At 56.6% G+C, this 13752-nt stretch carries 12 protein-coding genes; all 12 read left to right on the top strand.

Annotated features, from left to right (window positions below; genetic code table 11):
- The first annotated feature begins 273 nt into the window (after nt 1-273).
- The 12 genes from nuoA to nuoM all read left to right on the top strand — a co-directional run bounded on the left by nuoA (nt 274) and on the right by nuoM (nt 13750).
- Nucleotides 274-714 (top strand): NADH-quinone oxidoreductase subunit NuoA, encoded by a 441-nt coding sequence (gene nuoA, locus ACWHWP_RS16235; protein WP_003861475.1) that lies wholly within the window; start codon nt 274-276, stop codon nt 712-714.
- Between the two features lie 15 nt (nt 715-729).
- Entirely contained in the window at nt 730-1404 is a 675-nt protein-coding gene (gene nuoB, locus ACWHWP_RS16230) for an NADH-quinone oxidoreductase subunit NuoB (RefSeq protein WP_003861482.1), read from the top strand.
- 89 nt (nt 1405-1493) lie between these two features.
- Complete coding sequence (nuoC, locus tag ACWHWP_RS16225) at nt 1494-3296, top strand: NADH-quinone oxidoreductase subunit C/D (protein ID WP_447856013.1); 1803 nt, start codon at nt 1494-1496, stop codon at nt 3294-3296.
- A gap of 2 nt (nt 3297-3298) precedes the next feature.
- The gene (nuoE, locus tag ACWHWP_RS16220) at nt 3299-3799 is read left to right on the top strand and encodes an NADH-quinone oxidoreductase subunit NuoE (RefSeq protein ID WP_006176513.1); all 501 of its coding nucleotides are present in this window, start codon (nt 3299-3301) and stop codon (nt 3797-3799) included.
- A complete protein-coding gene (gene nuoF, locus ACWHWP_RS16215) occupies nt 3796-5133 on the top strand; it encodes an NADH-quinone oxidoreductase subunit NuoF (protein WP_447856012.1) in 1338 nt (445 codons plus the stop codon). Before nuoE ends, nuoF begins: the two co-directional genes overlap by 4 nt.
- A 55-nt stretch (nt 5134-5188) precedes the next feature.
- Entirely contained in the window at nt 5189-7912 is a 2724-nt protein-coding gene (gene nuoG, locus ACWHWP_RS16210) for an NADH-quinone oxidoreductase subunit NuoG (protein ID WP_447856011.1), read from the top strand.
- Nucleotides 7909-8886 carry an NADH-quinone oxidoreductase subunit NuoH gene (gene nuoH / locus ACWHWP_RS16205; RefSeq protein ID WP_447856010.1) on the top strand — a complete coding sequence of 326 codons (978 nt, stop codon included), beginning with the start codon at nt 7909-7911 and terminating at the stop codon, nt 8884-8886. The genes nuoG and nuoH overlap by 4 nt, the downstream gene beginning before the upstream one ends.
- Nucleotides 8887-8899: 13 nt before the next feature.
- Nucleotides 8900-9442 (top strand): NADH-quinone oxidoreductase subunit NuoI, encoded by a 543-nt coding sequence (nuoI, locus tag ACWHWP_RS16200; RefSeq protein WP_003861491.1) that lies wholly within the window; start codon nt 8900-8902, stop codon nt 9440-9442.
- A 10-nt stretch (nt 9443-9452) separates the two neighbouring features.
- On the top strand, nt 9453-10007 hold the full coding sequence (nuoJ, locus tag ACWHWP_RS16195) for an NADH-quinone oxidoreductase subunit J (RefSeq protein WP_047346614.1): 555 nt from the start codon (nt 9453-9455) through the stop codon (nt 10005-10007).
- Nucleotides 10004-10306: an NADH-quinone oxidoreductase subunit NuoK gene (gene nuoK, locus ACWHWP_RS16190; RefSeq protein WP_003861496.1), complete on the top strand. Its 303-nt coding sequence runs from the start codon at nt 10004-10006 to the stop codon at nt 10304-10306. Before nuoJ ends, nuoK begins: the two co-directional genes overlap by 4 nt.
- On the top strand, nt 10303-12144 hold the full coding sequence (nuoL, locus tag ACWHWP_RS16185) for an NADH-quinone oxidoreductase subunit L (RefSeq protein ID WP_447856009.1): 1842 nt from the start codon (nt 10303-10305) through the stop codon (nt 12142-12144). Before nuoK ends, nuoL begins: the two co-directional genes overlap by 4 nt.
- Nucleotides 12145-12220: 76 nt before the next feature.
- The gene (gene nuoM, locus ACWHWP_RS16180; RefSeq protein WP_447856008.1) at nt 12221-13750 is read left to right on the top strand and encodes an NADH-quinone oxidoreductase subunit M; all 1530 of its coding nucleotides are present in this window, start codon (nt 12221-12223) and stop codon (nt 13748-13750) included.
- The last annotated feature ends 2 nt before the right edge of the window (nt 13751-13752 follow it).

Below are 13752 nucleotides of genomic sequence, written 5' to 3'. Positions count from 1 at the left end.
TTCAACAACATACATTTGACGGAAAGTCATGTACCCACCAGGGTTAAAGGGCACCAAATGTTAATGAGAATCGCTCGATGTAATTTAATGTGAAGAAACCTTTGTTAAAGTTGACAATAGGTTATAGAAAGGAGTAAAAAACCCCATCATTTTGCTGTCTACGTCTCATTTCTGACAGTTAGTGTAAGGTTATTTGTTCCTCCCCATGAATCGATGTGATGCCCATCTGCCAGCAAGAGCAGTGTCGTTGGTATCACTTTTGATGAGTAAGCAATGAGTATGTCAACATCCACAGAAGTCATCGCTCATCACTGGGCATTCGCAATCTTTCTTATTGTAGCCATTGGCCTGTGCTGCCTGATGTTAGTCGGCGGCTGGTTCCTGGGCGGTCGCGCCCGCGCAAGGCACAAAAACACACCTTTCGAATCAGGTATTGATTCAGTAGGTACCGCTCGCTTACGCCTGTCTGCCAAGTTCTACCTGGTAGCCATGTTCTTCGTCATCTTCGACGTGGAAGCGCTTTACCTCTTCGCGTGGTCTACCTCCATTCGCGAAAGTGGTTGGGTGGGCTTTGTCGAGGCCGCAATTTTCATTTTAGTGTTACTGGCCGGTCTGGTTTATCTGGTGCGTATTGGCGCGCTGGACTGGACACCTGTGCGTTCACGCCGTGAACACATCAACCCGGAAAACAGTATCTCTAATCGTCAGCAGTAACAGCGAGGCAATAAGATGGATTATACGCTCACCCGCATAGATCCTAACGGTGAGAATGACCGTTACCCCCTGCAAAAACAGGAGATCGTAACCGACCCCCTGGAGCAAGAAGTCAATAAAAGCGTGTACATGGGCAAACTCGAGCATGCCATGCACGATATGGTCAACTGGGGTCGTAAGAACTCCATCTGGCCGTACAACTTTGGCCTTTCTTGCTGCTACGTTGAAATGGTGACGTCATTCACTGCGGTGCATGACGTTGCGCGTTTTGGGGCAGAGGTATTGCGTGCTTCCCCACGTCAGGCTGACCTGATGGTGGTAGCCGGTACCTGCTTTACCAAGATGGCGCCTGTTATTCAGCGTCTTTATGACCAGATGCTGGAGCCAAAATGGGTTATCTCCATGGGCGCATGTGCAAACTCTGGCGGTATGTACGACATTTATTCCGTCGTGCAGGGCGTAGATAAGTTTATTCCAGTGGATGTGTACATCCCGGGTTGTCCGCCACGTCCGGAAGCTTACATGCAGGCGCTGATGCTGCTGCAGGAGTCCATCGGTAAAGAACGTCGCCCACTGTCGTGGGTTGTTGGCGATCAGGGTGTGTATCGCGCGAACATGCAATCTGAGCGCGAGCGTAAACGTGGTGAACGTATTGCCGTCACCAATCTGCGTACGCCTGACGAAATTTAATTTGCGCCTGTAGGCCTGGAGAACACCTTCGCATATCACTACTCAAATAGCGCGAAGCCAGGCTCAACAGTCACCACGGACCATTTGCAATGGTGAACAATATGACCGACTTAACCGCGCAAGAAGCCGCCTGGCAGACAAGGGATCATCTGGATGACCCCGTCATTGGCGAACTGCGCAACCGTTTTGGGCCGGATGCCTTTACTGTTCAGGCTACCCGCACCGGGGTACCCGTTGTTTGGGTGAAGCGTGAACAATTGCTGGAAGTTGTCGATTTCCTCAAGAAATTGTCAAAACCGTACGTCATGCTGTTTGACTTACACGGCATGGATGAACGTCTGCGTACCCACCGCCAGGGTCTCCCTGCTGCGGATTTCTCCGTTTTCTACCACCTGATCTCAATAGACCGTAATACGGATATCATGCTCAAGGTGGCATTGTCTGAAAACGACATGCATCTGCCGACGATCACCAAACTTTTCCCGAACGCCAACTGGTATGAGCGTGAAACCTGGGAAATGTTCGGCATGACCTTCGACGGCCACCCGCATCTGACGCGCATCATGATGCCGCAGACCTGGACCGGCCACCCGCTGCGTAAAGACTACCCGGCACGTGCGACCGAATTCGATGCGTTTGAGCTGACCAAAGCCAAGCAGGATCTGGAGATGGAAGCGCTGACCTTCAAACCGGAAGACTGGGGCATGAAGCGCGGTACCGATAACGAGGACTTCATGTTCCTCAACCTCGGTCCAAACCACCCGTCCGCGCACGGTGCATTCCGTATTATTCTTCAGCTTGATGGCGAAGAGATTGTCGACTGCGTACCGGACATCGGCTACCACCACCGTGGTGCCGAGAAGATGGGCGAGCGTCAATCCTGGCACAGCTACATTCCGTATACCGACCGTATCGAGTATCTCGGCGGCTGCGTAAACGAAATGCCATACGTGCTGGCCGTTGAGAAACTGGCGGGTATCGTTACGCCGGATCGCGTTAACGTGATTCGCGTCATGCTGTCAGAACTGTTCCGTATCAACAGCCACCTGCTGTACATCTCTACGTTCATTCAGGACGTCGGCGCGATGACGCCGGTCTTCTTCGCCTTTACCGACCGTCAGAAAATCTACGATCTGGTCGAAGCGATTACCGGTTTCCGTATGCACCCTGCCTGGTTCCGTATCGGCGGTGTGGCACACGATCTGCCGCGCGGCTGGGACCGTCTGCTGCGTGAATTCCTCGACTGGATGCCAAAACGTCTGGCGTCTTATGAGAAAGCCGCACTGCGTAACACCATCCTGAAAGGCCGTTCCCAGGGCGTTGCTGCCTACGGCGCGAAAGAAGCGCTGGAGTGGGGGACCACCGGTGCAGGTCTGCGCGCAACCGGTATTGATTTCGACGTGCGTAAAGCGCGTCCTTACTCTGGCTACGAGAACTTCGACTTTGAAGTCCCGGTTGGCGGCGGTGTTTCCGACTGCTACACCCGCGTGATGCTGAAAGTGGAAGAGCTGCGCCAGAGTCTGCGCATCCTTGAGCAGTGCCTCAACAACATGCCGGAAGGCCCGTTCAAAGCGGATCACCCGCTGACCACGCCGCCGCCGAAAGAGCGCACGCTGCAACATATCGAAACCCTGATCACCCACTTCCTGCAGGTTTCCTGGGGCCCGGTCATGCCGGCGCAAGAATCCTTCCAGATGATTGAAGCGACCAAGGGTATTAACAGTTACTACCTGACCAGCGACGGCAGCACCATGAGCTACCGCACACGCGTGCGTACGCCGAGCTTTGCGCACCTGCAGCAGATCCCGTCCGCCATCCGCGGCAGTCTGGTCTCCGACCTGATTGTGTATCTGGGTAGTATCGATTTTGTTATGTCAGATGTGGACCGCTAATTATGCACGAGAATCAACAACCACAAACCGAGGCTTTTGAGCTGAGTGAAGCAGAACGTGCCGCCATTGAGCACGAGATGCACCACTACGAAGACCCGCGTGCGGCGTCCATTGAAGCGCTGAAAATCGTACAGAAACAGCGTGGTTGGGTGCCGGACGGGGCGATCTATGAGATCGCAAAAGTGCTGGGTATTCCGGCAAGTGACGTAGAAGGCGTAGCCACGTTCTACAGCCAGATCTTCCGTCAGCCGGTTGGCCGCCATGTGATCCGCTACTGTGACAGCGTTGTCTGCCACATTACCGGCTATCAGGGCATTCAGGCTGCGATTGAAAAGAAGCTTAATATCAAGCCGGGCCAGACCACGTTCGACGGCCGCTTTACGCTGCTGCCGACCTGCTGCCTGGGTAACTGCGACAAGGGGCCGACCATGATGATTGATGAGGATACTCACAGCCATCTGACGCCGGAAGCGATTCCTGACCTGCTGGAGCAGTACAAATGAAAACTGTAATTCGTACTGCTGAGACGCATCCGCTGACCTGGCGTCTGCGTGATGACAAACAGCCGGTATGGCTCGACGAATATCAGAGCAAAAACGGCTATGCCGGTGCGCGTAAAGCCCTTGGCGGCATGGCGCCCGACGACATCGTAAATGCGGTGAAAGATTCTGGCCTGAAAGGGCGCGGCGGCGCGGGCTTCTCCACAGGTCTGAAGTGGAGCCTGATGCCGAAAGACGAATCCATGAACATCCGTTACCTGCTGTGTAACGCTGATGAAATGGAGCCGGGCACCTATAAAGACCGCCTGCTGATGGAACAGCTGCCGCACCTGCTGGTGGAAGGCATGCTGATCTCCGCGTTTGCGCTGAAAGCCTACCGTGGCTACATCTTCCTGCGCGGTGAGTACATCGAAGCGGCAGAAAACCTGCGTCGCGCGATCGCGGAAGCCACCGAAGCGGGCCTGCTGGGTAAAAACATCCTGGGCACCGGCTTTGACTTCGAGCTGTTCGTGCACACCGGTGCCGGGCGTTATATCTGCGGTGAAGAAACCGCGCTGATTAACTCCCTGGAAGGCCGTCGTGCGAACCCGCGTTCCAAGCCACCGTTCCCGGCAAGCTCCGGCGTATGGGGTAAACCGACCTGCGTAAACAACGTCGAAACCCTGTGTAACGTTCCGGCTATCCTCGCCAACGGCGTGGAGTGGTATCAGGGCATCTCCTCAAGTAAAGATGCCGGTACCAAGCTGATGGGCTTCTCCGGTCGCGTTAAAAATCCTGGCGTCTGGGAACTGCCGTTCGGTACCACCGCACGCGAAATTCTTGAAGACTACGCCGGCGGCATGCGCGATGGCCTGAAATTCAAAGCCTGGCAGCCGGGTGGGGCAGGGACAGACTTCCTGACCGAAGCTCACCTTGACCTGCCAATGGAATTCGAAAGCATTGGTAAAGCAGGCAGCCGTCTGGGTACGGCGCTAGCGATGGCCGTCGACCACGAGATCGGCATGGTATCGCTGGTGCGTAACCTGGAAGAGTTCTTCGCCCGCGAGTCCTGCGGCTGGTGTACACCGTGCCGTGATGGTCTGCCGTGGAGCGTGAAGATCCTGCGTGCTATCGAACGTGGCGAAGGCCAGCTTGGGGATATCGAGACGCTTGAGCAGCTGTGTCGATTCTTAGGCCCGGGTAAAACCTTCTGTGCCCACGCACCGGGTGCCGTCGAACCTCTGCAGAGCGCGATTAAATATTTCCGCGACGAGTTCGAAGCAGGCATCAAGCAGCCGTTCAGCAATACCCATGCGATTAATGGGATTCAGCCGAACCTGCTTAAAGCGCGCTGGTAACGACAAGAATTTTGATTAACGCTCGGTTTCGACTGAGCCAACTGGAAGCATGCTAATGGCTACGATTCATGTAGACGGCAAAGAATATGAGGTCAACGGGGCGGACAACCTGCTGGAAGCTTGTCTGTCGCTCGGCCTTGATATTCCGTATTTTTGCTGGCATCCGGCGCTGGGCAGCGTCGGTGCTTGCCGCCAGTGTGCGGTGAAGCAATATCAAAACGCGGAAGACACGCGTGGTCGCCTGGTGATGTCCTGTATGACGCCAGCCACCGAAGGCACCTTTATTTCGATTGATGACGAAGAAGCGAAACAGTTCCGCGAAAGCGTTGTGGAATGGTTGATGACCAACCACCCGCACGACTGTCCGGTCTGCGAAGAGGGCGGTAACTGCCACCTTCAGGATATGACCGTGATGACCGGTCACAGCTTCCGTCGCTATCGCTTTACCAAGCGTACCCACCGTAACCAGGACCTGGGGCCGTTCATCTCTCACGAAATGAACCGCTGCATCGCCTGCTACCGCTGCGTGCGTTACTACAAAGATTACGCGGACGGCCAGGATCTGGGCGTCTATGGCGCACACGATAACGTCTACTTCGGTCGTCCGGAAGACGGGGTGCTTGAGAGCGAATTCTCCGGTAACCTGGTGGAAATCTGCCCAACCGGCGTATTCACCGATAAAACCCACTCCGAGCGCTACAACCGTAAGTGGGACATGCAGTTTGCGCCAAGCATCTGCCAGCAGTGTTCCCTCGGCTGTAACACCAGCCCGGGCGAGCGCTACGGCGAACTGCGTCGTATCGAAAACCGCTACAACGGCACCGTTAACCACTACTTCCTGTGCGACCGCGGTCGTTTCGGCTATGGCTATGTGAACCTGAAAGACCGTCCGCGTCAGCCGGTTCAGCGCCGTGGCGACGACTTTATTACCCTGAACGCTGAACAGGCGATGCAGGGCGCGGCAGACATTCTGCGCCAGTCGAAGAAAGTGATCGGTATCGGCTCCCCGCGCGCCAGCATCGAAAGCAACTTCGCGCTGCGCGAGCTGGTTGGCGCGGAAAACTTCTACACCGGTATCGCCCAGGGCGAGCAGGAACGTCTGCAGCTGGTGCTGAAAGTGCTGCGTGAAGGCGGTGTCCACACCCCTGCGCTGCGCGAAATTGAATCTTATGATGCGGTTCTGGTGCTGGGTGAAGACCTGACGCAGACCGGCGCACGCGCGGCTCTGGCGGTTCGTCAGGCGGTGAAGGGTAAAGCACGTGAAATGGCGGCCGCGCAGAAAGTGGCTGACTGGCAAATTGCGGCAATCCTGAACATCGGCCAGCGCGCTAAGCATCCTCTGTTTGTGACTAACGTCGACAACACCCGTCTGGACGATATCGCGGCCTGGACCTACTGTGCACCGGTTGAAGATCAGGCGCGCCTCGGATTTGCGATTGCCCACGCGCTGGACAACAGCGCGCCGGCAGTTGAACTGGATCGCGACCTGCAGAACAAGGTCGACGTGATTGTTCAGGCCCTGGCGGGTGCGAAGAAACCTCTGATTATTTCAGGCACTAACGCCGGAAGCGCGGAGATCATTCAGGCCGCAGCAAACGTTGCCAAAGCCCTGAAAGGCCGCGGTGCCGACGTCGGCGTGACCATGATTGCCCGTGCGGTAAACAGCATTGGTCTGGGCATGATTGGCGGCGGCTCGCTGGAAGCTGCGCTAAGCGAACTGGAATCCGGTTCTGCTGACGCCGTTGTGGTGCTGGAAAACGACCTGCATCGCCATGCTTCTGCCGCGCGCGTAGACGCCGCACTCTCCAAAGCGCCGCTGGTGATGGTTATCGATCATCAGCGCACCGCGATTATGGATAAAGCGCACCTGGTGCTCTCTGCGGCAAGCTTCGCAGAAAGCGACGGTACCGTAATCAACAACGAAGGCCGCGCGCAGCGTTTCTTCCAGGTTTACGACCCGGCGTACTACGACAGCAACACCGTGATGCTGGAAAGCTGGCGCTGGCTGCACTCCCTGCACAGCACCGTGCAGAGCCGTGAAGTGGACTGGACGCAGCTCGACCACGTTATCGACGCGGTAGTCGAGAAACTGCCTCAGCTGGCAGGCATTAAAGATGCCGCGCCTGAAGCAAGCTTCCGCATTCGCGGCCAGAAACTGGCGCGTGAACCGCACCGCTACAGCGGCCGTACCGCAATGCGCGCCAATATCAGCGTGCACGAACCGCGCCAGCCGCAGGATAAAGACACCATGTTCGCCTTCTCAATGGAAGGGAACAACCAGCCGTCTGCCCCGCGTTCACAGATCCCATTTGCGTGGGCTCCGGGCTGGAACTCCCCGCAGGCATGGAACAAGTTCCAGGCTGAAGTGGGTGGTTCACTGCGCCACGGCGATCCGGGCGTACGTCTGATTGAAGCCTCCGAAACCGGTCTGGACTTCTTCACGACCGTTCCGGCGAGCTTCCAGGCGCAGGAAGGTAACTGGCGCATTGCGCCGTACTACCATCTGTTCGGTAGCGACGAGCTGTCCCAGCGTTCACCGGTCTTCCAGACCCGCATGCCGCAGCCGTACATCAAGCTCAACCCGGCGGATGCCGCGAAGCTTGGCGTTAACGCTGGCGCACACATTGCCTTTAGCTATGACGGCCAGACAATCAGCCTGCCGCTGATTATCTCCGAAGGTCTGACAGCAGGGCAGGTGGGTCTGCCGATGGGTATGCCTGGCATCGCGCCGGTACTGGCGGGTGCGCGTCTTGATAACCTGCAGGAGGCAAAAGCATGAGTTGGTTAACGCCGGATCTTATCGACATCCTGCTGAGCATTCTGAAAGCGGTTGTGATTCTGCTGGTGGTGGTCACCTGCGGCGCGTTCATGAGCTTTGGTGAACGTCGTCTGCTCGGTCTGTTCCAGAACCGTTACGGACCGAACCGCGTGGGCTGGGGTGGTTCACTCCAGCTGGTCGCGGACATGATCAAGATGTTCTTTAAAGAGGACTGGATCCCGCGCTTCTCTGACCGCGTGATCTTTACTCTGGCGCCGATGATCGCCTTCACCTCGCTGCTGCTGGCGTTTGCGATCGTTCCCGTCAGCCCGACCTGGGTTGTGGCTGACCTGAACATCGGCATTCTGTTCTTCCTGATGATGGCTGGCCTCGCGGTTTACGCGGTGCTGTTCGCAGGCTGGTCCAGTAACAACAAATACTCGCTGCTGGGTGCGATGCGTGCTTCCGCGCAGACGCTGAGCTACGAAGTGTTCCTGGGTCTGTCCCTGATGGGCGTGGTGGCGCAGGCCGGTTCATTCAACATGACCGACATCGTCAACAACCAGGCCGACATCTGGAACGTTATCCCGCAGTTCTTTGGGTTTATTACCTTTGCTATCGCGGGCGTGGCCGTGTGTCACCGTCACCCGTTTGACCAGCCAGAAGCCGAACAGGAACTGGCCGACGGTTACCACATCGAATATTCCGGTATGAAATTCGGTCTCTTCTTCGTGGGCGAGTACATCGGTATCGTCACCATTTCCGCGTTGATGGTAACGCTGTTCTTTGGTGGCTGGCATGGCCCGTTCTTACCGCCGTTCATCTGGTTCGCGCTGAAAACCGCGTTCTTCATGATGATGTTCATTTTGATTCGCGCAGCGTTACCGCGTCCACGTTATGACCAGGTAATGTCCTTCGGCTGGAAAGTGTGCCTGCCGCTGACGCTCGTCAACTTGTTGGTAACGGCGGCTGTCATTCTCTGGCAGCAGTCATAAGGGGCTATAGACCATGACCTTAAAAGAATTACTGGTAGGCTTCGGTACCCAGGTACGCAGTATCTGGATGATCGGCCTGCACGCGTTTGCCAAACGCGAAACCCGGATGTACCCGGAAGAGCCGGTATATCTGCCGCCGCGCTACCGTGGCCGTATCGTGCTGACGCGCGACCCGGACGGTTCCGAGCGCTGCGTTGCCTGTAACCTGTGTGCGGTAGCGTGCCCGGTAGGCTGTATCTCTCTGCAGAAAGCAGAGACGGTAGACGGCCGCTGGTACCCTGAGTTCTTCCGCATCAACTTCTCACGCTGCATCTTCTGCGGTCTGTGTGAAGAAGCGTGCCCAACCACGGCGATTCAGCTGACTCCAGACTTCGAGCTGGGTGAGTACAAGCGTCAGGACCTGGTGTACGAGAAAGAGGATCTGCTGATTTCCGGTCCGGGCAAATACCCGGAATATAACTTCTACCGGATGGCGGGTATGGCAATCGACGGCAAAGATAAGGGCGAAGCAGAGAACGAAGCTAAGCCTATCGACGTCAAGAGCCTGTTACCGTAAGGAGAGGGCAATGGAATTCGCTTTTTATATCTGTGGCCTTATCGCCATCCTGGCTACGCTGCGAGTGATTACGCACACCAATCCGGTGCATGCGCTGCTGTACTTAATCATCTCGCTGCTGGCCATTTCCGGGGTGTTCTTTGCGCTGGGCGCGCACTTCGCCGGTGCGCTGGAAATCATCGTCTACGCCGGGGCCATTATGGTGCTGTTCGTGTTCGTGGTGATGATGCTGAACCTGGGCGGCTCTGAAATTGAGCAGGAACGTCAGTGGTTAAAACCGCAGGTGTGGATTGGCCCGGCAATCTTGTCGGCCATCATGCTGGTGGTGATCGTTTACGCCATCCTGGGCGTAAACGATCAGGGCATCGACGGAACGCCAATCAGTGCTAAAGAGGTCGGTATCACGCTCTTTGGCCCATACGTTCTGGCGGTTGAACTGGCCTCAATGCTGCTGCTGGCAGGTCTGGTTGTTGCTTTCCACGTTGGCCGCGAAGAGCGCGCTGGCGAGGTGCTGAGCAACCGCACTGACGACCGCGCGAAAAGAAAAACGGAGGAGCGCGCATGATCCCCTTAACACATGGACTGATCCTCGCTGCGATTTTATTCGTTCTGGGTTTGACCGGTCTGGTTATCCGCCGCAATCTGCTGTTTATGCTGATCGGCCTGGAAATCATGATTAACGCCTCCGCGTTGGCCTTCGTGGTCGCCGGAAGCTACTGGGGCCAGACCGATGGTCAGGTGATGTACATTCTCGCCATCAGCCTTGCGGCTGCCGAAGCGAGTATTGGCCTGGCGCTGTTACTGCAGCTCCATCGTCGCCGCCAGAACCTGAACATCGATTCAGTAAGTGAGTTGCGTGGATGAACATGCTTGCCTTAACCATTATTTTTCCGCTGATTGGCTTCGTGCTGCTGGCGTTTTCTCGCGGCCGCTGGTCTGAGAATCTGTCTGCGACCGTGGGCATTGGCTCAATCGGTCTGGCTGCGCTGGTGACGGCGTATGTGGGTATCGACTTCTTTAACAACGGACGTCAGCCATTCAGCGTTCCGCTGTGGACCTGGATGTCGGTCGGTGATTTCAACATCGGCTTCAACCTGGTGCTGGATGGTCTTTCGCTGACCATGCTCTCCGTGGTCACTGGCGTCGGCTTCCTGATCCACATGTTCGCTTCCTGGTACATGCGCGGTGAAGAGGGTTACTCCCGCTTCTTCGCCTACACCAACCTGTTTATCGCCAGCATGGTGGTTCTGGTCCTGGCCGATAACCTGCTGCTGATGTATCTGGGCTGGGAAGGCGTGGGTCTGTGTTCTTACCTGCTGATCGGTTTCTACTTTACCGATCCGAAGAATGGCGCGGCGGCCATGAAAGCGTTCGTCGTAACCCGCGTGGGTGACGTCTTCCTCGCCTTCGCGCTGTTCATTCTTTACAACGAACTGGGCACGCTGAACTTCCGCGAAATGGTGGAACTGGCGCCAGCGCACTTCGCCGCAGGCAACAACATGCTGTGGTGGGCAACGCTGATGCTGCTGGGTGGTGCCGTGGGTAAATCCGCGCAGCTGCCGTTGCAGACATGGCTGGCCGACGCGATGGCGGGTCCAACCCCTGTCTCCGCGCTGATCCACGCTGCAACCATGGTAACCGCAGGCGTCTACCTGATTGCGCGTACCCATGGCCTGTTCCTGATGACTCCGGAAATTCTGCACCTGGTGGGTATCGTCGGTGCGGTCACGCTGGTGCTGGCAGGCTTTGCCGCGCTGGTGCAGACCGACATCAAACGCGTTCTCGCGTATTCCACCATGAGCCAGATTGGTTACATGTTCCTCGCGCTGGGCGTTCAGGCGTGGGACGCAGCCATTTTCCACCTGATGACGCACGCGTTCTTTAAAGCGCTGCTGTTCCTCTCATCCGGTTCCGTGATCCTGGCCTGCCATCACGAGCAGAACATCTTCAAGATGGGCGGACTGCGTAAGTCCATTCCGCTGGTTTATATCTGCTTCCTGGTCGGCGGCGCGGCGCTGGCGGCACTGCCGCTGATTACCGCGGGCTTCTTCAGTAAGGACGAAATCCTTGCGGGTGCCATGGCGAATGGTCATATCAATCTGATGGTTGCGGGTCTGGTCGGTGCGTTCATGACCTCCCTGTATACCTTCCGTATGATTTTCATCGTATTCCACGGTAAAGAACAAATTCACGCTCACGCAGGGAAGGGGATTACCCACCACCTGCCGCTGATTGTGCTGCTGGTACTGTCCACCTTCGTTGGCGCGATGATTGTGCCACCGCTGCAGGGCGTACTGCCAGACACCACCGAGCTTGAGCACGGTCGCGTTCTGACGCTTGAAATCACCTCCGGCGTGGTCGCTATCGCGGGCATCCTGATCGCTGCATGGCTGTGGCTGGGCAAACGTACGCTGGTCACTGCCGTGGCCAACAGTGCGCCAGGCCGTCTGCTGGGCACCTGGTGGTATAACGCGTGGGGCTTCGACTGGCTGTACGACATGATCTTCGTTAAGCCGTTCCTGGGCATTGCGTGGCTGCTGAAGCGCGACCCACTGAACAGCCTGATGAATATCCCGGCGATCCTCTCCCGCTTTGCAGGTAAAGGCCTGCTGTACAGCGAGAACGGTTATCTGCGCTGGTATGTGGCGTCCATGAGCATCGGTGCGGTTGTCGTGCTGGCGCTGCTGATGGTGTTGCGTTGATCGTTAAGTGAATTTTATTCGAATTCGTTGAAAATCAGGCCCCTGCTGGGGGCCTTAAAAAGGAATGTAAATCGCCATGTTACTACCCTGGCTAATATTAATTCCCTTCATCGGCGGCTTCCTGTGCTGGCAGACTGAACGCTTTGGCGTGAAGATGCCGCGCTGGATCGCGCTGATCACCATGGGATTGACGCTCGCGCTTGGTCTGCAACTCTGGTTGCAGGGTGGCTACTCTCTGACCCAGTCTGTGGGCATTCCGCAGTGGCAGTCTGAGTTTATCCTGCCGTGGATCCCACGTTTCGGCATTACGATCCACCTGGCGATTGACGGTCTGTCGCTGCTGATGGTGGTGCTGACTGGTCTGCTCGGTGTTCTGGCGGTACTCTGCTCCTGGCGTGAAATCGAAAAATACCAGGGCTTCTTCCACCTGAACCTGATGTGGATCCTGGGCGGCGTTATCGGCGTGTTCCTTGCCATCGACATGTTCCTGTTCTTCTTCTTCTGGGAGATGATGCTGGTGCCGATGTACTTCCTGATCGCGCTGTGGGGCCATAAGGCGTCCGACGGTAAAACGCGTATCACGGCGGCAACCAAGTTCTTCATCTATACCCAGGCGAGTGGTCTGGTAATGTTGATTGCCATTCTGGCGCTGGTGTTTGTTCATCACAACGCGACCGGCTCCTGGACCTTCAACTACGAAGACCTGCTGAAGACCCCGATGTCGCACGGCGTTGAATACCTGCTGATGCTGGGCTTCTTCATCGCGTTCGCGGTGAAAATGCCGGTGGTTCCTCTGCACGGCTGGCTGCCAGACGCGCACTCTCAGGCGCCAACGGCGGGTTCCGTTGACCTGGCGGGCATCTTGCTGAAAACGGCGGCCTACGGTCTGCTGCGTTTCGCACTGCCGCTGTTCCCGAATGCCTCCGCTGAGTTCGCACCGATTGCCATGTGGCTGGGTGTGATCGGTATCTTCTACGGTGCCTGGATGGCCTTCACGCAGTACGACATCAAGCGTCTGATTGCGTATACCTCCGTTTCCCACATGGGCTTCGTGCTGATTGCTATCTACACCGGCAGCCAGCTGGCGTACCAGGGCGCGGTGATCCAGATGATTGCGCACGGTCTGTCCGCAGCCGGCCTCTTCATCCTGTGCGGCCAGCTGTACGAACGTCTGCATACCCGCGACATGCGTATGATGGGCGGCCTGTGGAGCAAAATTAAATGGCTGCCAGCGCTGTCCATGTTCTTCGCGGTTGCCACCCTGGGGATGCCGGGCACCGGTAACTTCGTCGGCGAATTTATGATTCTGTTCGGCAGCTTCAAAGTGGTACCGGTGATTACCGTGATCTCCACCTTTGGTCTGGTATTCGCTTCCGTGTACTCGCTGGCGATGCTGCACCGCGCTTACTTCGGTAAAGCGAAGAGCGAAATTGCTGCACAAGAACTGCCGGGGATGTCGCTGCGTGAGCTGTTCATCATCCTGCTGCTGGTCGTACTGCTGGTGCTGCTGGGCTTCTTCCCGCAGCCGATTCTGGATACCTCGCACAGCGCGATGGGTAACATCCAGCAGTGGTTTGTTAATTCTGCTTCTACTACAAGGCCGTAATT

The sequence above is a fragment of the Enterobacter sp. WI-ESBL-E8 genome, assembly GCF_053364895.1.
This window is presented reverse-complemented; position numbering and strand designations above follow the sequence as displayed.

Coding starts and splice junctions, on each gene's coding strand:
- nuoA (WP_003861475.1), top strand. CDS start 274: ATGAGTATGTCAACATCCACAGAAGTCATCGCTCATCACTGGGCATTC.
- nuoB (WP_003861482.1), top strand. CDS start 730: ATGGATTATACGCTCACCCGCATAGATCCTAACGGTGAGAATGACCGT.
- nuoC (WP_447856013.1), top strand. CDS start 1,494: ATGGTGAACAATATGACCGACTTAACCGCGCAAGAAGCCGCCTGGCAG.
- nuoE (WP_006176513.1), top strand. CDS start 3,299: ATGCACGAGAATCAACAACCACAAACCGAGGCTTTTGAGCTGAGTGAA.
- nuoF (WP_447856012.1), top strand. CDS start 3,796: ATGAAAACTGTAATTCGTACTGCTGAGACGCATCCGCTGACCTGGCGT.
- nuoG (WP_447856011.1), top strand. CDS start 5,189: ATGGCTACGATTCATGTAGACGGCAAAGAATATGAGGTCAACGGGGCG.
- nuoH (WP_447856010.1), top strand. CDS start 7,909: ATGAGTTGGTTAACGCCGGATCTTATCGACATCCTGCTGAGCATTCTG.
- nuoI (WP_003861491.1), top strand. CDS start 8,900: ATGACCTTAAAAGAATTACTGGTAGGCTTCGGTACCCAGGTACGCAGT.
- nuoJ (WP_047346614.1), top strand. CDS start 9,453: ATGGAATTCGCTTTTTATATCTGTGGCCTTATCGCCATCCTGGCTACG.
- nuoK (WP_003861496.1), top strand. CDS start 10,004: ATGATCCCCTTAACACATGGACTGATCCTCGCTGCGATTTTATTCGTT.
- nuoL (WP_447856009.1), top strand. CDS start 10,303: ATGAACATGCTTGCCTTAACCATTATTTTTCCGCTGATTGGCTTCGTG.
- nuoM (WP_447856008.1), top strand. CDS start 12,221: ATGTTACTACCCTGGCTAATATTAATTCCCTTCATCGGCGGCTTCCTG.